Source organism: Pedobacter africanus, from assembly GCF_040548825.1.
Taxonomy (GTDB): Bacteria; Bacteroidota; Bacteroidia; order Sphingobacteriales; family Sphingobacteriaceae; genus Pedobacter; species Pedobacter africanus_A.
In genome coordinates, this window is sequence record NZ_JBEPSL010000001.1 from 2,487,516 (window position 1) to 2,512,774 (window position 25,259).

The 25,259-nt window shown below is 43.5% G+C and carries 18 protein-coding genes; 3 read left to right on the forward strand and 15 right to left on the reverse strand.

The features are described from left to right. Positions 1–36 precede the first annotated feature (36 nt). Complete coding sequence (locus tag ABIE26_RS10080; RefSeq protein WP_310137165.1) at positions 37–597, reverse strand: biliverdin-producing heme oxygenase; 561 nt, start codon at positions 595–597, stop codon at positions 37–39. A 266-nt stretch (positions 598–863) separates the two neighbouring features. Here ABIE26_RS10080 and ABIE26_RS10085 point away from each other — a divergent pair, with 266 nt between their 5' ends. Beyond that, complete coding sequence (locus ABIE26_RS10085) at positions 864–1,964, forward strand: sensor histidine kinase (protein ID WP_310137162.1); 1,101 nt, start codon at positions 864–866, stop codon at positions 1,962–1,964. Here the strand turns inward: ABIE26_RS10085 and ABIE26_RS10090 are convergent. The 12 genes from ABIE26_RS10090 to ABIE26_RS10145 form a co-directional block, all read right to left on the reverse strand. Further along, positions 1,926–2,576 carry a hypothetical protein gene (locus tag ABIE26_RS10090; protein WP_310137160.1) on the reverse strand — a complete coding sequence of 217 codons (651 nt, stop codon included), beginning with the start codon at positions 2,574–2,576 and terminating at the stop codon, positions 1,926–1,928. The genes ABIE26_RS10085 and ABIE26_RS10090 overlap by 39 nt on opposite strands. Positions 2,577–2,642: 66 nt before the next feature. After that, positions 2,643–3,344, reverse strand: coding sequence for a DUF421 domain-containing protein (locus ABIE26_RS10095; protein ID WP_310137158.1), 702 nt, complete (start codon positions 3,342–3,344; stop codon positions 2,643–2,645). Positions 3,345–3,458: 114 nt separating this feature from the next. Next, positions 3,459–4,637 (reverse strand): TlpA family protein disulfide reductase, encoded by a 1,179-nt coding sequence (locus ABIE26_RS10100; protein WP_310137156.1) that lies wholly within the window; start codon positions 4,635–4,637, stop codon positions 3,459–3,461. Positions 4,638–4,652: 15 nt separating this feature from the next. Further along, on the reverse strand, positions 4,653–5,837 hold the full coding sequence (locus ABIE26_RS10105; protein ID WP_310137154.1) for a TlpA disulfide reductase family protein: 1,185 nt from the start codon (positions 5,835–5,837) through the stop codon (positions 4,653–4,655). 2 nt (positions 5,838–5,839) lie between these two features. Continuing rightward, the gene (locus tag ABIE26_RS10110) at positions 5,840–7,234 is read right to left on the reverse strand and encodes a PKD-like family lipoprotein (protein ID WP_310137151.1); all 1,395 of its coding nucleotides are present in this window, start codon (positions 7,232–7,234) and stop codon (positions 5,840–5,842) included. A gap of 53 nt (positions 7,235–7,287) precedes the next feature. Continuing rightward, the gene (locus ABIE26_RS10115) at positions 7,288–7,995 is read right to left on the reverse strand and encodes a DUF4843 domain-containing protein (RefSeq protein WP_310137149.1); all 708 of its coding nucleotides are present in this window, start codon (positions 7,993–7,995) and stop codon (positions 7,288–7,290) included. Between the two features lie 11 nt (positions 7,996–8,006). After that, positions 8,007–9,425, reverse strand: coding sequence for a RagB/SusD family nutrient uptake outer membrane protein (locus tag ABIE26_RS10120; protein ID WP_310137147.1), 1,419 nt, complete (start codon positions 9,423–9,425; stop codon positions 8,007–8,009). A gap of 19 nt (positions 9,426–9,444) precedes the next feature. Next, positions 9,445–12,711 carry a SusC/RagA family TonB-linked outer membrane protein gene (locus ABIE26_RS10125; protein ID WP_310137146.1) on the reverse strand — a complete coding sequence of 1,089 codons (3,267 nt, stop codon included), beginning with the start codon at positions 12,709–12,711 and terminating at the stop codon, positions 9,445–9,447. Positions 12,712–12,975: 264 nt separating this feature from the next. Next, positions 12,976–14,103 (reverse strand): FecR family protein, encoded by a 1,128-nt coding sequence (locus ABIE26_RS10130; RefSeq protein WP_310137144.1) that lies wholly within the window; start codon positions 14,101–14,103, stop codon positions 12,976–12,978. Between the two features lie 90 nt (positions 14,104–14,193). Next, positions 14,194–14,772 (reverse strand): RNA polymerase sigma-70 factor, encoded by a 579-nt coding sequence (locus ABIE26_RS10135; protein ID WP_310137142.1) that lies wholly within the window; start codon positions 14,770–14,772, stop codon positions 14,194–14,196. Between the two features lie 264 nt (positions 14,773–15,036). Further along, complete coding sequence (locus ABIE26_RS10140) at positions 15,037–15,858, reverse strand: DUF4249 domain-containing protein (RefSeq protein ID WP_310137141.1); 822 nt, start codon at positions 15,856–15,858, stop codon at positions 15,037–15,039. 17 nt (positions 15,859–15,875) lie between these two features. Next, the gene (locus tag ABIE26_RS10145; protein ID WP_310137140.1) at positions 15,876–18,248 is read right to left on the reverse strand and encodes a TonB-dependent receptor; all 2,373 of its coding nucleotides are present in this window, start codon (positions 18,246–18,248) and stop codon (positions 15,876–15,878) included. 217 nt (positions 18,249–18,465) lie between these two features. Here ABIE26_RS10145 and ABIE26_RS10150 point away from each other — a divergent pair, with 217 nt between their 5' ends. Together ABIE26_RS10150 and ABIE26_RS10155 are read left to right on the forward strand one after the other, a co-directional pair. Beyond that, positions 18,466–19,473 (forward strand): sensor histidine kinase, encoded by a 1,008-nt coding sequence (locus ABIE26_RS10150; protein WP_310137139.1) that lies wholly within the window; start codon positions 18,466–18,468, stop codon positions 19,471–19,473. Then, the gene (locus ABIE26_RS10155; RefSeq protein ID WP_310137137.1) at positions 19,470–20,192 is read left to right on the forward strand and encodes a LytR/AlgR family response regulator transcription factor; all 723 of its coding nucleotides are present in this window, start codon (positions 19,470–19,472) and stop codon (positions 20,190–20,192) included. Before ABIE26_RS10150 ends, ABIE26_RS10155 begins: the two co-directional genes overlap by 4 nt. Position 20,193: 1 nt before the next feature. Here ABIE26_RS10155 and ABIE26_RS10160 read toward each other — a convergent pair whose 3' ends face one another. Next, on the reverse strand, positions 20,194–23,355 hold the full coding sequence (locus ABIE26_RS10160; protein ID WP_310137134.1) for a glycosyl hydrolase: 3,162 nt from the start codon (positions 23,353–23,355) through the stop codon (positions 20,194–20,196). Positions 23,356–23,368: 13 nt separating this feature from the next. Further along, the gene (locus ABIE26_RS10165) at positions 23,369–25,249 is read right to left on the reverse strand and encodes a beta-N-acetylhexosaminidase (protein ID WP_310137132.1); all 1,881 of its coding nucleotides are present in this window, start codon (positions 25,247–25,249) and stop codon (positions 23,369–23,371) included. Positions 25,250–25,259 lie beyond the last annotated feature (10 nt).

The window sequence follows — 25,259 nt, forward strand, 5'->3', positions numbered from 1 at the left end:
TTTATGGGGTTAATTGCTTTTGATTGAAACCGGGGTTCAGGCTATAGCCAGCGTGTCAAATACGGCTCCAAAATTGGAGAATGTTGCATTGGCCGCATCAATAGCCTGCTGCTCTTCTATAGCATCGCCGGCCTGCGCGTTCATGATCGCTATAAAATTGCCCCACATTTGTCCGGTAGCTTCACCATATCCCGAAAAGAAGGAAATACCGCTGGTAATGCCAAATTTCTCCAGCATTTTTACAATAATGGGTCCACCCATGATCGAACCTTCCATGACGTACAGGGCACCCAGTGCCTGAATGGTATTACTGATTTCCGGGGCCTTGACAAGTGGAAGCTCATTTACATTTGCACCCAACTCCTCAATATCCTTTTTCAGATAGGAAGAGTTGCGGCGCTCAGTATGGTCGGGCAACAATCCGGATGTGATATATGGTGCAATGGCCTGCTCTACCGCATTAAAATAGGCATAAAAATGCTTTAAGAAATCGGCATAGTCGGCATTGCTGCGAATGGATTTCATTTTCAGTATTACTTTTTTTTCGAGTTCCTGGTGTGCTTCTCTGGTCGCTTCTTTAATTGTATTGCTTAGCATAGCTGATGCTTATTTGTTAAGTTAATAATATCTCAATGATGTGGCTTCAAAATCTGGTGTTATTTCAGGCACACTATGTACTCAAACGTATAAAACTTTTTTAGCGTATGTAACATTTTTTTGATTTTGAGCAGTTACCATTTTTAATCCTTTCCATCCCCGGGGTTAACCCGTTCATCAAACAATTCACAAGTGCTGGTGTTATAATATCTCCCTATAGTTACGTTTATTGGCTGATATTATATAATTATTAACTCAAACTTCGTATGCAAAGCAAAAATGAACAGATTAGCGAACTGATCGGACTTAACGAAGAACTGGAAAATTATTTCAGCAACACCATTATTCCACAACTGTTTGTAGATGCGCAACTGGCGCTTCGGAAATTTACCCCCCCTGCCATGAGACAGTTTAACCTGAAACGGGAGTACATTGGCCGGCCATTGGAAGAGATCAGCGAAAACTTCAGGTATCCTACCATCATTGATAACATCAAAGAAGTAATTGCAACCGGTAAGATCCTGGAAAAAGAGATCCAGACTACAGACATGCGCTGGTATCAGATGAATATCCTCCCTTACCTGGTACGCAAAGAAAACACCACCAATGGGGTCATCATTACATTTGTTGACATTACCTCACGCATTAAAGACCTTAAAGAACAGGAAAAGCTGATTGCCGAGCATGAATTGTTGTTGGACACCATTGCACACGACATTAAAAATCCGCTTTTTGCATTGGGTTTAACCATAGAAATGCTCAGAAAGCTGCCCGAAAAAAGTATGGAAAAGTTTCCCGTATTCCTGGCGCATGTGGAAAGCAGTCTGCTGCAGATTAAAAAAGTAGTGAACGACCTGGTTGCCACGCGCTGGCAGGAACAGCGTTACAAGGCTGAAGTGGAATTGCTGGACTTACAGAATATCCTGGAGGATGTAAGGCTTACGCTGGCACCTCAGATACTGGAATCCAAAGCCATAATTAAAGAGGAATTGGAAATTTCTCAACTCAGATTTGCAAGGCGAAAACTACGCAGCGTAATCTATAATCTGTTGAACAATGCCATCAAGTATACGCCGGCTAACCGCATTCCGGAAATTCTGATCAGCGCTTACCAGGAGAACGACCATCTGGTCATCAGCGTTGCAGATAACGGAATAGGTATCAGTAAAGCGGACCAGAAATCAATTTTTGAAAAGTTCCAACAGGTGGAAACAGCATCCGAAGGCTCAGGTGTCGGGCTTTACCTGGTGAATACTATTGTTGCATCGGCAAATGGAAAAGTTACCATCGACAGCGAACCGGATAAAGGATCTGTTTTCAAAATCTCGCTACCTGCTGTCGCCGTAAATATCAGCAGTATTCAGTAAACCTTTTACAAGCGCTTTCCATTGGGGGTAGGAAAACCCGGCTTTAGCGCCCCAGCCCACAAAAGTATTCCGGATATTGTCCAGCGTATTTTCCGTTTCTGTATTGGGGACTTCGTTCCTGCCATGCTCCTCAGCTGAGATCACACTTCCAACCCGTTTCACCTGGAAAGTAGAGCTTGCGTCATCTGTCAGAAAGTGGGCTGTGTCTTCACTGTCTGTCAGCGGATTGACAGAAGGACGGGCCGTCATGCTCAATACTTCTGCATTGTCCAGCACTTCCAGCTTTATCTCTTCAATCGTTACCCAATCATAACCACCACCGGTTTGGGAACCGGGCCCCGGAATATCGATACGGATGTGATCCCCGCCGGTAGCTTTGCGCTGTACCAGATTTCCCGTCTCATCAGTAAGAAAGAAATCCGACATGGTGCCGCCTGCAATCTGCTTCCAGCGGTTCACATCCAGTAAGCGTTCCTTTACAGTCTGGAAAAAGTGCACAGCCTGCGCTTCTGAAGCAAGTGTTATCTGCTCAACCGCATTCATTTCTGATCCCAGGTGCTGTGATGGCACATGTTCTGCTCCGGTATTGCCCATCAGGTCATTTGTTTTCATAGTGCATTAACCGCTGGCAGGAGAAAATGTTTTCAGTTTCCAACAGCACTGGCTGCTTTTGATGGTTTATTTAATCCTGAGCGTGTTCATTGCTTTTACCCATTTGTCGTGTTTACATTTTTTGCAGGTGTAATGCTTTTTGGGTTGGAGTTCTTCAACATTCCCGCAAAAACAACAGGCATATTTTCCATTGGCAGTAATGCTGCAGCTACCGGCTTCAAAAAGTAAAGGCATAATGGGCAGGCCATATTTCACGTCCTCATCGGCATAAAAATATACGCTCAATGATCCGGAAGTTTCCAGGATTGCAGTATCTACCTGGCCCAGATGCGAAATGCTGTACTGCCTCAGTTCAGAGAAAAACTCGTCGTGGGCAAGGGCTTCTTTGGAAAAATTTTCAATAGAAAATTCCCCGTTCCGGATTAAATAAGTGCACTTCCCTTCCACCAGATCATCAATTTTTGTACTTTTTGCCGTAAGATAGGTGGTTAATCTGTATGCACCCACAATAACAGCAAATATGACCACCGGAACCATTAGCCCTACTTCTTTGTAAAACATCGGGTCACCAGCTGCCGAACCCAGTGAAATAATCACCACCAGTTCAAAAACAGACAGTTGCTTAACCCCTCTTTTCCCCAGAAGGCGCAGCCCCAAAAGAATAATAATGTACATGATCAATGTACGAAGCGCAATCTCGATAAGAAATTTCCAGTCCTCTTCTCCTACAAAAAATGCAGACCAGTCAATAAACAATGTTGTTGGCATAACAACAATAACCCATTACAGCGTTTAATGTTTTCTATTTTTCCATTTGAAAAATGGAAGTGTGCTTTGCAGCAAATGAGCTGAATACTGAACTGAAAAATGGCTGTAATAATTTTATCCCCTGATTTTATCTACAATCATTTTAATCTCAGGGATGGCCTCTTCTACGCCAATATACCCCGAATTTTTATACCGGATAACCCCATTCCTGTCAATAAAGAACTTAGCAGGTATTCCCGAAATCCTATAAGCTGCACATACAGGGCTTTTACCCGTAGCCTTATCTTTCCAATCCATATATACATCAAATCTGTTCTTTTTTGCGGCCAGCATCCTGCGTGCATCTTCGTCGGCGGTTGAGCTTTTCTCCATAGTATGAATAAACATAAAAACTACGTCTTTATCGTCTTTGAAATAATCTACTGCCTTTTGCATACCCGGAAAAGAAGCTACGCAAGGCTGACACCAAGTGGCCCAAAAATCCAAAATCACTATTTTGCCCCTTAAGCTTTTTAATGAAACGGTCTTACCGTTCAGATCTTTCAGTTCAAAATCGGGGGCCTGCTCATTGACTTCCATTCTGGTTATTTTGGTCAGCATTTTTTTGTTTTCAGCAGCTTTAAGGGAATCTATGAGGAAATTGAATCGTTGCTCATTCCCATATTTTTTAACAAAAATTGCTTTTATTCCTGATTTTAGCTCAGCACTGATATGTGCTGAGTTCCTTAGCAGTTGATTGGATTCGGTAAAAGCCAGGTCATCATTTCCCAAACGCATCAGTGCCAGAATGTAATATTCGGAACTTCCCATCCCCTGCTTTTTCAGGTAGGGCAGCGCTTCCTGGTATTTACCCTGTTTAAAACGGATTATACCCAGCTGCGACAGTAGCTGTTCCCTATTCGCTGCTGCTTCAATCATCTGCTCCGCCGCTGCCAGTTTATCTGCGTTTATCCATATTGTTACCACAGCTGCCCGGCTTGAGCCCTGCATGCTGAGGTCTTTAATCTGACCAATCCAGTAACTTGCTTTTTCTATGTTTCCCGCCTCGGCATATGCGACTGCTGTCATCTGGGTACTCACATCTGCCAGGATTTGCTTGTTCCCCTGATCTGGCTGTCGCAGTAATGTTTTCAACAACACCTCCATCCTTGAAGCATCCACTTCTGATTTTATAGCATTAAACAATCCCGAAACCGAGGTGTCAGCCGATAAGGATTGCGCAAAAACCGGGTTAACAAACATACATAAGCCTATCAAACAGGCTGCTGCTTTATATAAACTATTTGCTTTCATATTTTTTGTTTTTTATCAGCTTTCTTTTTTTGAAAGTTCAATCATAGTAGATAGTTCATTAACAGCAGCTTCATTTGTTCCGCCAAATCCACTGGTTTTAAACCGTATATTTCCTTTCCCATCTATCACAAATTTTGCCGGGATACCCTTCACATCAAATGCAGAAACTGCCGGGTTTTTTCCGGTGTCCGGGTCTTTAACATCCATATATAGCGGTAGCCTGTAATTATTGTCTGTAAAATATTGTATTGCCTCTTCCTTTGGATTCGGAACCTGCTCCCAGGTATGGATGAAAAGAAACTTTACATTTTTATCGTCCTTATATTTATTTACAGTCATTTGCATGGCTGGCAGCGCACGTTTACAAGGCCCGCACCAGGTGGCCCAGAAATCCAACACCAGGGTCTTGCCCTTAAAATCACTTAAAGAAACCACATTCCCGTCAAGATCCTTAACTGCAAAATCCGGGGCTGTTTCTTTGATCATTTTCGTGATAAGTTCGCCTTTATGCCTTTCTTCAAACTGCTTTTCCAATTCTGTCAGATAAGCTTTTGAATTCTTACCGGGATTTAATTTATCATATGCAGCTACCAACTCAGCTTTCGCAGCTTCGTTGGCCACGCCCGTAAGCACCGCTTTTTCCAACTCGGGCATAGCTTCCTTCTGATTACCCGATTTACTCATCAGGTAATAGTAATTGGCAGTCAGTGTTGTACTTTTTCGCTGCGTCTGATCGTAATATTCTTTAAAGGCTGTAAATGCGTTTGTATAATCACCCTTCCTTGCCAGTATCTGACTGTGCACATTAAGCAAAGCCTGGCGATCCTGTGCCGAAAGTTCAGTCTTTCCAAGCTCTTCTTCAACCATTGCTTCCGCAGTCTTCAGATCATAGCTCATGATCGTAGCAGGCACAGTCAGCAGGGTCGTTGTACGTGATCTGCCCTGCAACTGGTTAAAATAGCTTAAAGCTTTGCTGGTGTTCCTTGCCGCTGCAAAGTTATTGGCCAGCATAGCTTGGTACTGCTCAAAATTAGCATTGGGATAGGCTTTAATTAAGCGGGTAACAATTGCTTCCTGTTTCAAAGGATCGATGATGATTTTAAGGGAGTCAAGGCTGGCTTTATATGCCGGTACCGTTTGCTGGCTATAAGCCGTAAAGCCGGTTAAGAGGCTTACGGCAAAAATAATTGCAGTCTTCATATCTATCTCCTTTTAATACAAATAATTTCACCAAAGCCCTCGTACTTTTTGGTATAGGTCTGATTAACGAAGTCGCCGCTGTCGCTGATATCAAACAGGTAAACCTCACCAACATCACCTTTATTCGTTCCCACAGCAAGTATCCTGCTATTTGAAGCTGCAGGCGCACGTTGCAGTTCCAGATCTTTAACCACATAACCGGCCGGGAAGGTATAGACCAGGGTTGAAGAATTGGCCAGGATGTCATATTTATAGATCTTATTGGTTGCAGCATAATACATCTGTTTAAAAATAGAGGAAGTTGCAAAGTGTTTGGCTTCGTTAATTTCAGGGCTGTTGTTAATGGCCTGACTGATGCCAGGTGCAATCCCTACTGTAGAGATCAGCGAACGGATCCCCGCTGCCTCCATTACATAATAAAATTCATTGTTGTTCCCCGCAACCCCGCTATCATAAGCAATCATTGTCCGGCCTACATTCGCCAGGTTAAAGTTGCCTGCAGTTTGTGGCAGAACTGTCAGGTCTCTATCGAGATAAGGCAACTGCATAAATCTTTTGTATTTGTTGTCGTAAAACATAGTGGTGGTTTGTGCGGCTGGAAATACGCCTGGAAACATATTGTAATCTCCTGTAAGGCGGTCTGAAAATGGCTTTAAAACTTCCGCGGCATAAAAGGTTGGGCCAAGCCCGGCATATAGAGCACCATCAGCAACAATATATTGGTCGGTAACCAGGCTACTGTGGGATGTAGAAAAAACCGGGGCACCTGTATAAGGTACCGGGGCCAAAGGCAGGGTTCCTGTCCTGTCGGTAAGTTCAAGTAAATCGTTGATATTAAACCTATAGGCATTTTGGGCTGTAAAAAAGTAAATCACGCCAATTGAGGTGCTCGGAAAGACAGATAAAGCTTTGCCGGTATATGTTTTTTTGTTTACCTCTTCAGCAGGGTTTTCGTAGATTTTATCATCTGCCCTGATAAAAGACATTGACGCCTTGCCGGCCCTGTTATTGGCTACATACCAGCCGCTGTAAAAAGCCGCCTGTACGGTAAGTGTAACCCTGCTCATAGAGGTAATACCTGTTTTTTTACTGGTTACTTTAAAATTGAGGTTATAAGTTGCGGGCACAAGTTCAAGTTTTACCCTGAGGTCTTTGCTGGCCGACAATTGCGTTTGTGAAGCATTGCTGCTATTGGCTATGGATGCGGTCCAGGCATAGGTAAATTCCTCACCTGTAGGCATAGACTCTTTGAGTTTTGGGATGACGATCAGCGAGTCGCCGGCAAACAGCGTATAGCTGGTTACATCGGTTTCAACCGTTACGTTATTGATTTCCTGGTAATCAAACTTTTGATTGTCTTTATGACAGGCAAAGGCCAGCAGAATCATACCTGCCATCAGACTGCGTTTTATATAATAATTTAACATGGTTTAAAATCTAAATATTGAAATTAAAAAGTTACCCTAACGTTGTTCTCATCATACAAAGGCCCGTTAGCAGCTTCATATTCGGCAAGCGCGTTTCTCAACCTGATGGGTAAATTGTACTGACCATCAACACCAATGGCTTCCGGAGAGAAATCCGTTAAACCCGTAACCTGTATCATAAATTTGAATTTTACAACACTAAAAGCCCCAAAAGTACCGGCACTCCAGTACGATGGCTGTACCAGTTTATTGGAGATCTCCACTTTTACCTGTTTAAAATTCACCTCTGTATAGGGCGAAGCCGGAACATTACCCAAAGAGCCAATGGTAAAATCACTATTTTCAGCCACTTCTGCCACCAGGGTATAAGTATTGGTTGTCATTTCAGGAGAGTTGAGTACAATAATAGGATAATCAAGCGTCAGCTTGCCTGCAGGGAGTGTAACCTCGGGCAATATGTAATCTATACCAGCGCGCGCCGTGGTTCCGGCCACTGCTTTTACACTTACTGTTCGGGGATGATCTGCAGCCCTTCCGGTAACCCGCATTTTGAAAAAGATGGTATCCCTGTTTACGGGTTGTACATTAAAGGCAAAGGAGTAGGCAACACTCTGAGGATCATATATGCTTGCATAAAAAGCTATGCCATCTTCAGCTTTATAGGGCGCTACCTTTTCCTTTTTACAGGCAAAAAGCAAAGGTAATATCATCAATAATATAAAATATCTCATGGTATTCATTATTAGTTGTAATTCGGATTAAACTGAAGTTCTGTTGGCGGAATCGGGAGTACATATTTGGCAGGCGTCAGATCTGAGGTAATACTGGAAATCAGGAACTGGGGCCTTGGGGTAGCTTTTCGTTTATAATAAAACCACAACTGCCCTTCTGCATAAAATTCCTTCTGGTACTCTTTGGTGATTTCGTTGTTCAGGGTGGCCTGTGTGCTTACAGGCAAGGCCGAAAGGCCCCTCCTTGTCCGCACTGCATTCAATTGCGTGAAACCATCATTAAGCGTTGGAGCTGTTTCTGCAAGGATATAGTACATTTCGGCTAAACGGATTACTGGCACACATTGATCTAAACGGGTTGAGTCGAGCGTTGTAGCGGTAGTTTGCCAGTACTTAGACGGAAATGGGATGCCCCCATCCTGCTCTACCCTGTATAGATAGCGGATATCTGTGGAGCTGTTTTCGTATAACGTTTTAAAGTTGGCATCGGATAAAGTCAGTTTATAGGCAGCACCTGCATTAAACCTGAAATAGGCAGCAGGGGTACCATCTGCATAGGTCATGGTCCTTACCCGAACCATGAATACCTGTTCGGTCATATATAACCGGTCCCGGGCCGTTGTTGAAGAGGCAGCAGTTGAAGTTACAAAAGGGTATCTTCCGGAATTGATTACAATTGCTGCTGCTGCCGCTGCACCCGGATTGTCGCCCATATACAATCGGATCCTTGCTTCAAGCGCTTTTACGCCATAATAGTTCAGATGGTTGCGTCTCGATCGGGTATTCAGGGTTACAATTGGATCTGCGGTTTTAAGCAGGTTTTCGGACTCCCTGAGGTCGGAAAGGGCAAAATTGATGACCTCAGTGGTGGTATTCGGGATATTAATGTTATCGGTAACATCTGTTTTATAGGGAATAGCCTTGTCATTTGCACCTGTTGCATAAGTTTTACCAAATAGCCGCAGGAGGTCAAAATGAAGCAAAGCCCTTAAGGCCAAGGCCTCACCACGTACCAGGGCATGGCCCTGATCTGAAAGTACCGCCCTGTTCTTCTCGGTATTCTGCAGGATTTTATTGATACCTGCAAGGGCTGCATAAGCTGTGCCCCATATGGCTTCCGTGTGGTCCTGTACCTCTGCACTTTCATAATTCAGTTTCCTTGTCTCCACCAGTGGGATATAGCCGGATTGGGCAATTACATAGTTCTGGGCAAGGGTAGAAACGAAACCCATAGTCAGCTTGTCCCCGTAAAGGTTACGGCTGGCCAATTGGGAGTATACGCCGCCCAAAGCCTGTTGAAAGCCTGGTTCTGAAGTAAACAGTTGCTCTTCGGATATATTGGCTTTTGGTGTTACGTCAAGATATTTCTTACAGCCCGTCAGGCTGACAACGCAGGCAACACTGAGTATGATGTATAATGTCCTTTTCATGTTTTATATATTTTGTCTGCTAAAAACCTGCACTTAAACTCAAGGAATAGGTTCTTGCAAATGGTGTATTGGTTCCCCTTTCGTATGCTGTGGTAGCAAATCTGTAGATATCGTTGGTGATCGCTGAAATGGTTAGCGAATTCATGCCTGCCTTTCTGATAAACCCGCTGTTAAGCCCGTCAAACCTGTAGCCTACCCTGACTGTCGTGAGGTGAAGAAAATCGTCGTCCTGTACAAACCGGGATGTACTCTGTGTCTGGACGGGTGATGCCACGATCCGTTTATACAGGCTTTCATCCCCCGGAAATTTCCAACCCAGATCGTAAGCTCTGCGGTCTACGTTATTCCTCGCATTTACACCCTCAACCCGCTGCAATAAAGTTGAGTTATAGATCTGTCCGCCAAACTGGTACCTGAAAGACAGCGTGAAATTGAACCCGCCCATATTTAAGGTCGAATTGATATTGCCACTCCATGTAGGATTGGTATCACCAAATGCTACTTTATCGTTCACATCCCAGTTAAATGTTTTTTCACCGTAACGGTTAATGAACACTTCCTGGCCGGTAACCGGATCAATACCCAATGAAGGTACCACGTAAATGGCACTCATAGAGTTACCTTCTACAAACTGCGGGTTTGGCGCGGTCTGGTTCGGATTTCCACTGTTCAGCCGGTCATTGGAAGATTTAAACCTGTCAGACAGTTCTTTCAGAATGTTTTTGTTGGTAAGTCCATTGACATTCACAAACCAGCTGATGTTTTTAGCACGGTTGTCAATCACTTTATAACGCACATCCAGCTCCAAACCTGTATTCTGAAGTTTACCCAGGTTATCTGAGAAAGAAGTAAAACCGGTTGAAGGGGCAAGTGAGATGGAAGTCAGTGCATCTTGCGTAACATCCCTGTATAAATTGGCATCCAGCGCCAAACGATTATTGAAAAGACTCGCGGTAATGCCCACATTAGCTTTCAATACCTGCTGCCAGCTTAAATCGGCATTCCCAAGATTGTTCAGCTGTGCTCCAAGTTCGTTGTAATAGCCGGTATTGGCGTTGAAAGCATACATAAACTGGGCACCATAGGCCGGAATGTTCAGGGATCCTGTTGAGCCATAACTTCCACGCAGCCTCAAGGTGTTGATCCATTTTACCGCTTTAAGAAACGTCTCGTTGTGCAGGTTCCATCCCAGGCCCGCAGACCAGTTTGTGCCAAAGCGCTTGTTGGTACCATACTGTGATGAACCGTCACGGCGAAGAGAAAGATCTGTAAAGTAACGGTTATCATAGGTGTAGTTGCCACTGAAAGTAAATCCAAGCGTACGCACGGTACTCTCGTTACCGCTCGGCTTCCCGTTGGCTTCATATTGGGTCGCAAACAACAGGTTATCCAGGCGGTCGAAGGGGAAACCTTCTGCATTCATTAAATAATTGCTCAGCTGGCTGTTCCTGATCTCTGCGATCAGACTTGAAGTGACCATATGACGGCCGAAACCTTTAATGAAATTTGCCTTTGCCTGCCCTCCCAAAGTAAGGTTTTCACTGTTCGCTACGCTATAAGTTCCTTTTCTGGTCACATCGGTTACAGTAGCAAAACGACTGTCCAGAGCCGAATAAAAGTTATCTGTCCGGCCATTGACCTTTTGCAGATTGAAACTCCCTTCCACAAAAATAGATTTATTGATGTCGTACCTTACAGAACTGGTATTGCTGACGGTAAGTTCATTCTCTCTGTTGTCTATGGTATTGAACATTACATCCCTTAAAGGGTTTAATATCAAAGAAGATTCTGCCGCTGAAAGACGGATGTTTTCGATATACTGCTGTGCCTGACCGTTTTCGTCATACGGTTTCCAATAAGGGTTCATGCCAACATACTGGCTAAAATTACCATAAGGTGATGCATTGGCGTTGCGCTGGCTCAAAGAAATGGTATTCATAAACTGTACCTTCTTTACACTGTAGGCCAGCCTGAAACTTCCCTGATACCGCTTGTTATCCATCCCCTTCATTACGCCGTTGGCCAAAGCAACTGTACCTGATAAATTATAGCGGATTGCACGATCTCCACCAGCCAGGCTCAATGAGGTCCTGTTGGTATATCCGCTTTGTACAGGGATACTCAGCCAGTTCGTATTTACTCCGCTGGCCATATTTTTATACCGTTCGTTGTAGAGATATTCCTGAAAGTAATTGGTAACCAATCCGGCCCTTTGTTCAAAATCCAGCTTTTCCCTGGAATTCAACAGATGATATACCGAAAGGTCTGGTGACTGAAATTCAAAATCGTTATTCAGGTTTACCTGGATAGTACCCGGCTTTGGCGGAATAGTGGTAATGACCATTACTCCGTTTGCCCCTCTGGAGCCGTAGATCGCAGTAGCGGATGCATCCTTCAAAATAGTTATAGCTTCAATGCGGTTAATATCGAGATCTACGATCTGCTGCAAACTGACCTCAAAATTATCCAGAATAAACAGCGGCAGATTCGGGTTGCCCGACATTTCCGTACCGATATTTACAAAAGAATTCGCACCACGAATCTGGATGTCAGGCAATTGATTAAGGTCCGCACCGGCAGCATTATTGACCATAATCCGGAAAGATGGATCCATTGCTGCCACGCCGGCAAAAATATTACCGGCACTGATCGACTTCAGGTCTGCCTGTGTAATTGTCTTGGCGGCCCCCGTATAAGTTGCCGCTTTACGTTCTGTTAACCCTGTAATCACCGTTTCCTTTAAAGACTGCTCATCCTCTTCCAGGTAAATAGTATAGTTTGAATTAGGCTGAATGGGCAAATTTGCTGCCTTATAACCCAGGAATCTAAATTCTAAAGAAGTGGCTCCGCTGGGCACGCTGATGGTAAATTTCCCGTTCTTATCGGTCTGGACCATAGACTTCGTACCTTTTATTGATACGGTTACTCCAGGTATGGGCTGCCGGGTTTTCTTATCGCCTACGAAGCCAGAAATGATTTCCTGGGGCTGTGCCTTCCGCGCCTGAATGATGACCGTCTTGTCACGAACAAGGTAATCCAGGTTCTGCCCTGCAAAAAGAAGCTGCAGCACATCTTTTAGGTCTGTATTGCGTACGTCTAGGTCTACCGGACTGGCGTCTTTCAACAGATTATCCGTATAAAAAAAATTATAACCGCTTTGGTCCTTCAGTGCCTTAAAAATGGATTGAAGGGAAGCATTTGATTTGTGTAAAGTAATCTTTTGAGCAAGACCAGATGCACTTACGTGCATTAATGAGGCAACTAATATAGCGATGGTTAAGCGCATAGTTAATAATATTTTATGGTATAGCCGCTTAGGCATACCAAATTTTCGCGAATTTTGATACATTAGTGTTTAGGTTTGGTTGAGCAGATTCCTTTTCTTACCAGGATCCAGGCATCTGCGGTTTAAATTGATGTTTAATTGAATGCCAAACTGAAACCAGGTTCCGAATCGTCGGAACCTGGTTCGTTTTCACGATTTTCTTAAAGTAGTTTTCTTTGCATGTTTTTAAAATAATGGTTAATAATCAGTTTTTTATTGGTCGGGTTATTTAGAGACGTAAATTTTTCTTCCTGTAATTTTAAAATGGCTTGCACCGGTAAATTCCACTATGTCGAGCACCTTAGATACGTTGTCATAACGGGATACTCCGCCGGTAAACCTTTCCTTTGTGCGCGCTCCCACATAGATCACCTCTACATTGTACCAGCGTTCTACCGCCTTCATCACACCTTCAATACTTTCACTCTGAAACATAAACTCTTTGTTTTTCCAGGCAATCGCCTGGTCTGTATCCACATCTTCAACCGAGATTCCCGTACCTTTGATATTTGCCTGCTGGCCGGGCTTCAATAACCTTGTCCTTCCGCCGCTGCTGAGCCGGATGCTGCCCTCCACCAACGTTGTTTTCTCTACCTCATCATCAGCATAACTGCTGATGTTGAAATGCGTTCCCAATACTTCTACTTCCTGTCCGCGGGTTTGGACGACAAAAGGATGGTCTTTATCTTTAGCCACTTCAAAATAGCCTTCACCTTCCAACTTCACCTTTCTTTCACCACGTTCATTCGGCTTTGTGGCATAGCTTAAACTCGAAGCTGCATTAAGCCATACTAAAGTACCATCAGGCAAACGCACCTCGTAGGTTTCTCCTCTTGCAGTTGTTAAGGTATTGACTTTACTCAGTTCCCCATGCCCTTTTTCAACTTCATAGATCAGTTGCCCGTTCGCTGTTTTGGTAATGACCAGGCCGGCCTCTTTAGCCAGTTCTCCATTAGCTGCATTACCCAGCCTGATCTTTTTGCCATTGGCCAATGTTAAGGTAGCACCCTGCTTACCTGGTGCAATGTCGTTCAGGGTGATTTCGCTGTGGGCAGTAGCTTTTTGAGTTGGGGCCGTTTGCCGGATATAAAACCAGGTTCCTACAATGATGGCTGTTACCGCAGCTGCTATGCCAACCAGGCGCGGCCAGAGTTTTGCTGTCCTGGATCCGTATAATACCGGAAGATTATTTTTCAGGTAATCATAGCTTTCCTTAAGGGCTTCTTCACTTAGCGTTTCCTTGCTGGCAACGGCTTGCTCCAGGTACCATTGGTTCAGGCGCAGTTGCTCATCTCTGAGCAGCTCACCGTTTTCGTATTTTATTAGCAATGCTTTTGCTTTCTTTTTATTCACGTTGATATGGGAATTGGAATGCCCCCTTATTTACATGACAGTTATCTATGCCTTTTGACATAGATGATTTTGAAAAAAAATAAAATAATTTCAGAGGAAAGGAAAAAGAGACAGGTAAATATCGATTTTCGTCTTTAAAATTTTCAAAGCGTTGTATACCTGCTGCCTGGCAGTACGGTCTGTAATACCCAAACGGTCTGCGATTTCCTTATAACTCAGGTCCTCCATTTTATAGAGAATGAACACTTCCCGCATCTTTTCCGGCAAAGCCCTGATTTCCTTTTCAATCATTGCAGTTAGTTCTTTTTCCCTCACAAAATCATCTGAATTCGTATGTGTGCCTTCCATATAGGCAATCATCGTATCCGCATAGCGGTCCACAATTTTCTGATGGGACTTGCGGTTAAATATCCTGTTTCGGGTAGCAGTGTAAAGATAGGCGCTTAATGAAGTATTCAGGTCCAGACGTTCTCTTTTTTGCCAAAGATTAAGCAGTACATCCTGAACCACGTCGTTTGCAGCATCCTGATCGGCCAGCAGTTTATAAGCGTGTGCAATCAATAGCATGGAATAACGCTCAAAAATTTCAGTGTACGCCAATCTATCGCCTTGTGACAGCAATCCAGCCAGCTGCAGATCAGTATAATCAGAATAGAATTCGGTTGCCATCTCCCCAACAAATGTGTACAAAATTTACCAGATGATGAAGGATATTAAAAAATAACTAAGGATCAACCTGCCGGCTGGTTATTAGCTGCTCAATAGTTCCCGCGTACCTTGCTCGCAAAAAGTACCCGTTTTATGGACAAAATATTGAGCAGGTACGAGAAAAGTATGCAGGAGGCCGAAGACTGAACTTAATTTTACTTCAATCCTGAGGTCAAAAAGATAGCCTCTTGCGGCTTTGGCCTTCGACTGCATTTATGGCTGTACTTATTTACATACGAAATTTTTTACGTCTACTTCCGATAACCTGAAATATCCATAAGCAAAGTTTGCAAAATGGGTTTGATTGATAATATTCCCCCGAACCGAACCCGGTATTGCCTGAAAGGGTCCATTCCCAGCGCCAGATGCGGCTAACAATTTTCTGAAATAATCGTAATATCTTCTGGAAATACCATACAACCTGATGTTTATCAAATCTCCGGTCTTCAGGTCTTTATCAGAAAAAAATTCCTGCATCAGCCTGCCCTGGCTGTTCTTATCGTCTTCGACCTTATATTCGGGGAACACGGACACCGGGGATATGATCCGGTGTAAATAATAATTTTCCTGATTACCATCATCCTGGTATTTGTACATAATTTCCATTTCATCCCCCCCAACTCCGCCCTTGTTATTTTGTACCATATCGTTTTCAATATCCGGCACACCGGTGCAGGTTTCGGTTGCAGTATAAACCTCTCCATTCAAAATTACTTTTAAAGTATAAGTCTCCCCTATAACCGGCCGAAAATCGGAACTGACATACTCTCCTGTACCCGGGCTTTCGATAAAACCGAAAACGGTATTTGCTGAATTGGTGATCGTTACATCAGCCCCTGAAACTGTTGGAAATATGGCACTGTAATATCCCGTTGTGGTAGAGAGCTTGATTTTTTGTTCATTGCCGCTTGTACCCTTTACCCAATCAATCGATGCGTCAATGACCAATTTTGGTGCTGCTGTTTCCAGGTCCATGTCTACTACTTTTGTGCAGGACACAAGAAAAAAACAGCACCAGGCAATCAGGTATTTAAGTATAGTTTTCATTTTTACAGAATTAGAATTTAGAATCTGAAATTGTAAGTTACACCCGGAATGATACCGAAAATCGATATTCTCTTAGCTTCGCTCAGCCCCGTCTCCCTGTTTTGTTCAAACATAACAGCTGCAGCGTTACCTCTGTTGTAAACATTGTAAATGCTGAATACCCACTCACTTTTCCATCTTTTTTTGCTGTCGGGTTTTGGCAGGTAGGTTGCCGACAGGTCCAGATGATGATAAGCTGGAAGCGAGTTGACATTTCGCGCTCCGTAATTCGCAACTGTAATATCCTGGTACTGGTATTTACCGATAGGATAAGTTGCTGCTTTGCCCGTTTGGTAGGTAAAAATGCCACCCAGGTTCCATTTTTTAGCCAGTTGGTACGCAGCTGTAAGTGAAAGGTTATGCGTTTTATCATAATTGGCACGATACCATTCGCCCTTGTTGATACCGGGCTCATCCGCGTTTTTTCCGGCTGTACGCTGCTCTGCCCTGGATAATGTGTAAGAAAGCCAGCCGGTCAGGTTTCCGGTGTTTTTCTTCAGCATCAGCTCCAGTCCATAAGCCCTAGCCTCTCCGTTTAGCAATACCTGTTCTATGGCCCTGTGGGCAATCAATTCGGCGCCGTCTATGTAATCTGCTTTGTTTTTAATTTTCTTGTAAAAAGCTTCGGTTTCCAAAGTATATTTTCCATTGCCAAAATTTCTGAAATAGCCCAGGGCAACCTGGTCAAGAATTTCAGGTTTCAGATACTGGTCGCTCGGGGCCCAGATATCAAGCGGAGAGACAGAAGCTGTGTTGGAAATTAAATGGACATACTGGCTCATCCGGTTATAACTTGCTTTAACGGACTGGTCATCATTTATGGCATAAGAAACTGCCAACCGGGGCTCTAAATTCCCAAAACCAACGATCCTTTTGTTTTTGGTGTAATGTGTTGTACCCACAGGCTTTCCTACCTCATAAATTTGTAATTCGGGATTGAACACCACTGGCTGGTTATTGGCATAAGTATTTACATTTTGTTCACCCAAGCGCTGGAAATTGCTATAGCGCAGCCCATAATTCAAAGATATTTTATCACTGAGTTTTTGTTCAGCGCTGATATACAAAGCATTTTCCCAGGCATATTTTTTTTCAATCTGGCCGGCATTAATCGGCGATGTAGCGTCCACAGGTTTTATGGTGCCGGGATTGAATTGATAATAGATGGAATTAACACCATACTTTAAAACCAGCTTGTCAGACAGATGATGGCTAAAATCGTACTTCAGATTGTAATTACGGATGTCCGAAGCCCAATCAATGCCAACATTTTTTATCTTCAGGCCATAATCGTACTTACTGTAAATGACTGATGCATTGGAGAAAAACTTCTCAGAAAAAAGATGGTTCCAACGCAGGTTAAGGAATGAATTCCCATAATTGTTGCTGAAAAAATTGTTGAAGTCCATTTTATCCTTACCGAAATAACCAGAAAAGAAAATTCTGTTATTGTCATTGATCTTATAATTCAGTTTAGCGTTCAAATCATAAAAAGAAACAGCATTAGGGTTGTCTGCCAGCTTCAGAAACAAATGCGCATAAGAAGCGCGACCGGCAACCACGAACGAACTTTTATCTTTTACAATAGGGCCTTCGGCCAATAACCTGCTCGAAACCGCCCCTACTCCACCTGTAATGTGATATTCCTTGCTGTTCCCTTCTTTTTGATAAATATCCAGAACGGAAGAAGTGCGCCCACCGAAATTTGCAGGGATCCCTCCTTTATATAATTTCAGATCTTTAATCACATCAGCATTAAAAACCGAGAAAAAGCCGAACAGGTGTGAAGTATTGTAAACGACAGCTTCATCTAACAATATCAAATTTCCGTCAACAGAACCACCCCTAACATTAAAGCCTGTTGCTCCTTCCTGTGCACTGGAAACTCCCGGAAGTTGCAGAATGCCCTTCAGAATATCAACCTCTCCCATAACTGCAGGCATCTTTTTAATGGTGGATATTGAAAGTTTATGCACACTCATTTCCGGTTGTCGGATATTGCTTCCGGAACTGTTGGACTTTATCGCTACTTCATCTAAAGTTTTGCTTTTTTCGAGCATCGAAAAATCTTTCCTGATGCTTTGTGTCAGCAAGATCTTTTCTTCAATAGACTCAAATCCTACATAGCTGATCACCATTGTATATGCTCCCCTGGGCAGGCTGATGGTATAAAAGCCATAGGCATTGGTCACTGCTGAAACTTTGGCTTCAGGAATGAAAATACCTGCACCGGTTATGGTTTCGGTATTTGTTTTTATGCTGATTGTTCCACTCAATGTAACTTTCTCCTGTGAATAAGCCTGCAATGATATTGCGACGAGCAGCAGTGTATAAATTAACTTGTTTTTCATCAGGATGTAAAACTACCCTTCGGGATAACTGTCTTTTTTAAAATTATACCAAACGCGGTATTTATTATAGCAAAGCTTTCCAGGGCGCTACTAAAATGTTTTTTGTTTTAAGCGTTTATCAGATGTTCGAGCTTTTGTATAAAAAGCGGGCACTTTGGTATAAAAAGCAAACCATATCATAAATTTAAGTCTAGATTTGTTTTATAAAACTTTATGAATGAATCACTTTCCTCATCAGCAGTTCACTAGCGAAAACTCACTTTTTCGTTTCCTGATTTCACCTGACCGCAGGATATTCCGGCACCTGCTGCTCATTGTTTTTATTGGAGCCGTATTGTTTAACAGCAGCTCCGAAATTGACAATCCGATAGCGACATTTGTATATTTTATTCTCTTATTCTATGTGAACATGTACCTGCTGGTGCCAAAACTCCTGTTCAGGAATAAAAATATTGAATACTGTTTAGCTGTGCTCGGTATCCTTGTTGTAGTGGCTGTTTGTGGTTATTTTTTCAATCCTTTTGACAAAGGGCATGGGCTGAATATCCCACTTTTTTCCTTCCTTACCGTACTGCTGCTGGCAGCCTCCTCTTCTATAAAACTATTTCAGAAAGGAATGATAGACAAGCAATTGATCTATGAGCTGAAACAATCGAAAACTTACACAGAATTGGAACAATTGAAAAACCAGATCAATCCGCATTTTTTATTTAACATGCTAAACAATGCCAATGTACTCACAAAGAAAGACCCCGAAAAAGCCTCACAGGTTTTAATGAAGTTGAGCGACTTACTGCGTTACCAGCTTTATGACAGCGCAAGAGATAAGGTGCTGCTGACTTCAGATATTCATTTCCTGGAAGATTTTTTAAACCTGGAAAAAGTAAGGCGGGACAGTTTTGATTTCCTGATTTCAAAAGAGGGAGATTTGAGCGGCATACAAATTCCTCCGCTGCTGCTCATTTCATTTGTGGAAAATGCGGTGAAGCACAACAACGATGTCACAAAAACCTCTTATGTAAACCTGTATTTTGATGTCAGAAATGACGAACTTTTCTTCAAATGCATCAACTCCAAACCCCTGCATAAATCCTTCACCAATACTGGTGGATTGGGCCTGGCAAATGTTAAACGAAGACTGGAACTTTTGTTCCCGGCAACACATCATTTAAATATTGAAGATGACGCAGAATGGTATTGCGTAACTTTAACCATAAAGCTATGAACTGTATTATTATAGACGATGAACCATTGGCAAGAGAAGCCATAGAAATCCTGGTTAACCAGACAGATGGTTTAGATTTAATTGGTTCGTTCAACAGCCCCGAAACCGCCGTAAATTTTATAGCAAACAATGCAGTTGAATTGATCTTTCTGGATATACAAATGCCGGGAATTAACGGAATTGAATTTGCCCGAACCATTCCGAAAGAAACATTTGTGATTTTTACAACCGCCTATTCTGAATTTGCTACAGACAGCTACGAAGTAGATGCGATTGACTACCTGATAAAACCAGTTAAATTGGAGCGTTTTCAAAAGGCTGTTGAAAAAGCCCGCACTTATTCCAGTTTATTCAAAACAGATTACGCAAATAACAATATCGAACAGGTAGCAGATGATTTTTTCTTTGTGAAAGCAGACCGAAGAATTTTTAAAGTCTATTTCAATAACATACTTTTTATTCAGGGTTTAAAAGATTATGTAGTAATGCACAGCGAAAATCAGAAGGTAATTACGGCCATGAATATCAAAACTATCTACGATCAGTTGCCCAAAGAAATTTTTGTGAGGGTAAGCAAGTCCTATGTCATCAATGTCAGGCATATTGGTTCTATGGATAACAATACCGTGTACATAGGTACAAACGAAATCCCTATAGGAAGTGTTTATAGGGATTTCTTTTTCAATGAGTTTGTAACAAAAAAAATGCTGAACAGGTAAGCTATTTAACCTGCGTCAATAAGTCAAAATCTTCTTCCAGGCCGTAGCTATAGGTCTGATAATCATTTCCTGAAGGATAAACTTTAACATTGTACCATTTACCGGGGTCTACCAGTCCGGGCAAAGGTTTATTGTGGTGCGGCCCCAGTAAATTCTTCAGGCTGCCAATCACTTCTACCTCAATCTGGTTGCCGCCCTTTTTAAGATAAGGGCCTATCTTCAGTTCATTGGGTTCTGAGCTGATAATTCCGGCCGGGATACCATTAACTTTCACCGCAGCAACAGTGCCGTTCCACTTTTTCAGTCTGAGGACATACTCCATTCCAGCTTTTTGAACCTGGAATTCTTTGATGTATTTAATACCTTGCCCGTACAAGGGCAGGCCCTGTTTATTCCATGGGCCGAATGTAAGCGCCTGGGGGGGCACAATCTTCCAGCCTCTGGCTGCCGGAGCGAGGTTAAAATTGCCCAGAATATATACCGGTTCTATCTCTGCATAAACGCGCATAGGTGAAACCGACAAAGCCAGGCTGTTTTTGCCCGGTTTCAGGTATTTACCAATTTCAAAAACACCAAAAGAGCGGTCGAGCCACCATTCACCTTTCAGGGCATTTACTTTGATACCATTTATGGTAACATGCTGCCAAAGCCCGCGCTGTTCTACTACGGCACGGGCTTGCTTGAGATTAACATTTCCGGCCAGTTCAAAATGATAAGTTGCCGTATACCCCGTGCCTACAGCAAAAGTGTCGCGGGCAACAATCTTATCCTTAAACTGTGTGCGGTTATTCCAGGGGTTGCCTACACCATCCTTAAACCCAAAATGCTTAAAAGCGGTATTGGAAGCTACACCAACATGCAAGTCCCGGTATGCGGTATCGGGCCGTTTTAATTCCAGATCGCAAAAATCGATCATCAGCGAGTTTTCAACCGGACGGAGAACTCTGGCTGGCGTGGTTTTTACAAGCATTTGATGAAGTACCAGATCGCTTGCCCTGAAGCCAGCCTGTTTCTTATCCGACACAAAGACCATCATGCTTCCGGCTGGAGGAATCTCGAAACTGAACTCCAGTTTACCCTTATCCTCTTTGTCTGGATAATCCCGTATCTCTCCGGTAAACAGATCCATAACCAGTGCATCTTTGCCGTTAAGCACCACCTTACCTTTCGACGTCCCGTCCATGCTGGCGTTAGAAAGAAAGACCAGCTGTCCGTCGGCTAACTGCCTGCGCTGATAATAAAGGTTACCTCCTGTTCCCTGGTTGCCGGGAGCAGCGATCCTGAAATCGTCCGGCAGCAGACCTTCCCTGATGGTCTGCTTTTGCGCTGCCTCTGTAACCTGCTGCACATTTGTTTTACCGGCTGCAAAAAAATCATCGGCAGGAATGGCACCTCCATCCACAAAAGCAGGTTTTTCAAACAGAATGACTTTACCACCCTGGCTCACATATGTTTTTAACAGGTTAAATGTAGGGCCGTCAATATTATCCATACCCGGCGGAATAACTACCGTGTTGTAGCTGCGCTGCCCGATAACGAACTTTCCATTTTCAATTCGGCCCTGATCTTTGATGATGTTTTCACAACCCAGGTCGTACTCCACATGTTCTTTTTGTAAAGTGGTTACAAAATCATTGAAACTTTTTCCGATTTCAAAGAAGCGCTTGTTTTCTTTGCCCCTGAAATAATACATCCAGGCAGAAGTGGTAGGTTCCATAACCAGCACCTCATTTTTTTGCTGACCGCTGGCCAGGCACAACGACAAGCGGGCAAAATACTGGTTCAGCGTTTTATAAAATGGCCACCAGGGTTCATGATAAGAAAAACTTGGTGGATAATCGTATTTCCTGGCCCCGGTAATGGTCATGAACGAAAGGTGCTGGTTCATAAAATTTACCCCCAGCACAAATTCCCAGTCGGCGAGTCGTTTCATATCTTTAAATGTGAGCTCCCAACCGCCACCACCATAGGTTTCAGAGAGTGTACGCTGCTTACCCAGCTGATTGGCAACACTCCCCAACTCTTTAACAGCCCTGATGTTGCCAAACTGCACCGGCTTTTCTTCATTATACTGGTTAAACAGCATGTCTATCCCTGGCATCTGGTGCCAGGCGTACATGGCCATATTGTCGGGCCCATGATATGGGCTGGGCCAGCCATGTTCCCAGTAATGCCCTGTCCAGATCAGGTTGTGTTGCTGCGTGTAATTAAACATAGGCTTAGACCAGCGGTCTATAAACAACTGTAACAAGGTCTGGTAATAGTTGTGCCGTACTTTTTTCCAGTTCCCTGTTTCCTCAAACAGTGAGGGCAGCTGAAGGCTCAGGTCGTAACCCCATTTCTCTTTGAAGCTGGCGAACAGATCTGGTGTCCAGCGCACACAGTCTTTTCCCTCATTAATAATGGTCGGTTCATCAGAAAAAATGCCCGGAACAGTTTTTCCAAATTCATGACCCGCAACTTTTTCATATCCTTTGAAGGTAACATCCATAAACTTCTGGGTTACACCTTTGGCCATCAGGTCTACATAAGAGGAACCAATAGGACCTGCTACCGTACCCCGGTTTGACTTTTCGTAATTCACTTTTTTGAAAATCCGGTACTTTCCTTTTTTGCCTTGCACTGCATCCAGGTTTGAACTCACATCGATGTATGCCCCGTTTTCGGCTTTCAATGCGATAAAAATATCTGTACGGTTATCCGGAAGCTGCTCAACCTCGCTCATGTAAAGCATCTGGCCCTGGTTATACGATTCCGGCATCTGATCGGGAACCAGGCCGCCCCCAAAGCCTGTGGGATAAGAATTTTCGTCATAGATCCATACCTTCAGCCCAAGCTTTTTGCCCAGCTGCATGGTATAATCAAACAGGCTGAACCATTCCTCTGACAAATATTCGGTAATCAGTCCGGGCCTTGGGTGAACAATCACCCCGGCAAAGTCGTTTTTCTTATAGTCGAGCATCATCGAATCTATAAGCTCCCTGCTTACCTTAGCATTCCAAACCCAAAAGGGCGTTGTTCCATATGCCTTAACCGGGTTTTTAAAGCTCTTTTTTAATGCTTCAAAACTGCCGGGGTTGGGTTGTTCCCGCCTTAGCTGAAAGCCGGGCAGACAGAACAGTACTACTGCCAGAATAAGGATTGATAGTTGTTTTAATTTCATTTGTGTGTTTTCTTTAAATGCTGTTATCCAATGTTATGCTGGTGACTACGCTTCTTCTGCCAGAGGGCGAAATCACAATTATTTTCAACACCCTCTTCTTTCCCTCCGGAACATCAAAGCTTACCGGCTCCCGATATTCATGGTCTGCATCGCCCGGCAAGCGGTTATTCAGAGTGTAGTATATGTTCGCCCCGGCCATAGGCACCTTCAGATCAAAGTAAAAGTGTTTTCCGGTCAGCGTGGTATCGGTATAGGCAAAAGGTGTGGGCACACGGTAATTGTAGCCCGCTTTATCCAGCTTTCCGAGATGCTCAGGCAAAGCAGTTTCGGCAAAACTTTTATAATCTTTGTTGTATTCCTGGCTCCATGCCGTTTCTGCAAGCGCAAACATTCTTGGAAATACCATGTATTGCAGTTTGGAAACAGAAGGAATGTGTTCAGTCCATACACAACCGGAAACACCCATAATGTGTTTTTTATCTTCATCGTTCAACCCTTCATACTCAGGGTTGTAGCCATAAGCTTTCCAGACCGGAGAAAAACCGCCATGGTTAATAGGCTCCATATCTGAACGGCTCTGCGCATAATCAAAATACAAACCATTATTTCCAGGGGCCAGAACAATGTTCAGCCCTTTCTTTAGCTGGGTAATTGCCCCCTTCTCTCCAAAACGGTTCATTATGGCAACCTGGTCGTTCAGTCCGCCTTCCAGTATTTCATCCCAGCCAATCAGTTTTTTGTTTTTTGAACGGATGATTTTGTTGAGCCTGCTGATAAAGTAACCCTGCAATTCATGTGCGCTGCCGATGTTCATTTTTTTCATGAAAGCCTGTATGCCTGCATCCTTTTCCCAGAATCCCTTGAAGCATTCATCTCCCCCTATATGGATGTATTCATAGGGAAACAGGGCTGCCACTTCAGTAAAAACCTTATCCAGGAACACATAGGTTGCTTCACTTGCAGGATTAAGTGTATTGTCTATATACATTTCATATTTCCCATCGGGGAACCATTTGGCAAAACTGCTGCCCGGGTTTACTTTGATACTGGTATCCTGTGTGCAGGAAAGATACGGATAGGCGGCAATTGCGGCCATGGAATGGCCGGGAACGTCTATTTCGGGCATAACCTGGATGTTCCTTTCTGCCGCATACCTAACCACATCCTTTATTTCCTCCTGTGTATAAAAACCACCATCGGTAGCCTTTTCGCCCGGACGTGGAGCTTCCATAGCGCCAAAATCTCCATTACGTGGCACCCTAAAGGCCCCTATCTGCGTAAGTTTTGGAAGACTTTTGATTTCTATCCTCCAGCCCTGATCGTCAGTCAAATGCCAGTGAAAGCGGTTTAATTTATAATGTGCCATGATATCGAGCAGATCTTTAACCTGGGCTACGGTAAAAAAATGGCGCGACACATCGAGCATCAGGCCACGATAAGCAAATCGGGGATAATCCGTGATGTTCATGCAAGGGAGCTTTATGTTATCCGAAGCCTCAAATGGAAACAGCTGGATCAGCGATTGCATACCGTAAAACAATCCTGCTTTTTTGCCCCTTATCATTATACCTTCTGGTGTAATGTTCAACTTATAACCCTCATCTGGCAAGCCATCGGCGCCTTTGCTGGTAAACCTTATGCGATTGCGCTTACTTTGTACTGTACCGGTTTTACTGCGACCAGAAAGGTACGTTTTCAAAAAACGGGCCATGGGTTCCGCCAGCATATCATCTGCTGTGATGACCGTCTGGTCATTAAACACAAATTCACCCTCAAGTTTTTCAACCTTTGCGGGTGCCGGAATGATAGCGCTCCGCAACCCTGCGTCCTGCGCCTTTGTACCCATAACACAAAACAGGAATAGCAGAAAAAGGGCTTTTACTTTTAATCTCATATACAGATAA

Bases quoted from the DNA above. Each gene is read 5' to 3' on its own strand.
- ABIE26_RS10155 (WP_310137137.1), top strand. From the start codon at position 19,470: ATGAACTGTATTATTATAGACGATGAACCATTGGCAAGAGAAGCCATA.
- ABIE26_RS10125 (WP_310137146.1), bottom strand. From the start codon at position 12,711: ATGCGCTTAACCATCGCTATATTAGTTGCCTCATTAATGCACGTAAGT.
- ABIE26_RS10135 (WP_310137142.1), bottom strand. From the start codon at position 14,772: ATGGCAACCGAATTCTATTCTGATTATACTGATCTGCAGCTGGCTGGA.
- ABIE26_RS10095 (WP_310137158.1), bottom strand. From the start codon at position 3,344: ATGCCAACAACATTGTTTATTGACTGGTCTGCATTTTTTGTAGGAGAA.
- ABIE26_RS10140 (WP_310137141.1), bottom strand. From the start codon at position 15,858: ATGAAAACTATACTTAAATACCTGATTGCCTGGTGCTGTTTTTTTCTT.
- ABIE26_RS10165 (WP_310137132.1), bottom strand. From the start codon at position 25,249: ATGAGATTAAAAGTAAAAGCCCTTTTTCTGCTATTCCTGTTTTGTGTT.
- ABIE26_RS10160 (WP_310137134.1), bottom strand. From the start codon at position 23,355: ATGAAATTAAAACAACTATCAATCCTTATTCTGGCAGTAGTACTGTTC.
- ABIE26_RS10110 (WP_310137151.1), bottom strand. From the start codon at position 7,234: ATGGCAGGTATGATTCTGCTGGCCTTTGCCTGTCATAAAGACAATCAA.
- ABIE26_RS10105 (WP_310137154.1), bottom strand. From the start codon at position 5,837: ATGAAGACTGCAATTATTTTTGCCGTAAGCCTCTTAACCGGCTTTACG.
- ABIE26_RS10145 (WP_310137140.1), bottom strand. From the start codon at position 18,248: ATGAAAAACAAGTTAATTTATACACTGCTGCTCGTCGCAATATCATTG.
- ABIE26_RS10090 (WP_310137160.1), bottom strand. From the start codon at position 2,576: ATGAAAACAAATGACCTGATGGGCAATACCGGAGCAGAACATGTGCCA.
- ABIE26_RS10085 (WP_310137162.1), top strand. From the start codon at position 864: ATGCAAAGCAAAAATGAACAGATTAGCGAACTGATCGGACTTAACGAA.
- ABIE26_RS10080 (WP_310137165.1), bottom strand. From the start codon at position 597: ATGCTAAGCAATACAATTAAAGAAGCGACCAGAGAAGCACACCAGGAA.
- ABIE26_RS10115 (WP_310137149.1), bottom strand. From the start codon at position 7,995: ATGAGATATTTTATATTATTGATGATATTACCTTTGCTTTTTGCCTGT.
- ABIE26_RS10120 (WP_310137147.1), bottom strand. From the start codon at position 9,425: ATGAAAAGGACATTATACATCATACTCAGTGTTGCCTGCGTTGTCAGC.
- ABIE26_RS10150 (WP_310137139.1), top strand. From the start codon at position 18,466: ATGAATCACTTTCCTCATCAGCAGTTCACTAGCGAAAACTCACTTTTT.
- ABIE26_RS10100 (WP_310137156.1), bottom strand. From the start codon at position 4,637: ATGAAAGCAAATAGTTTATATAAAGCAGCAGCCTGTTTGATAGGCTTA.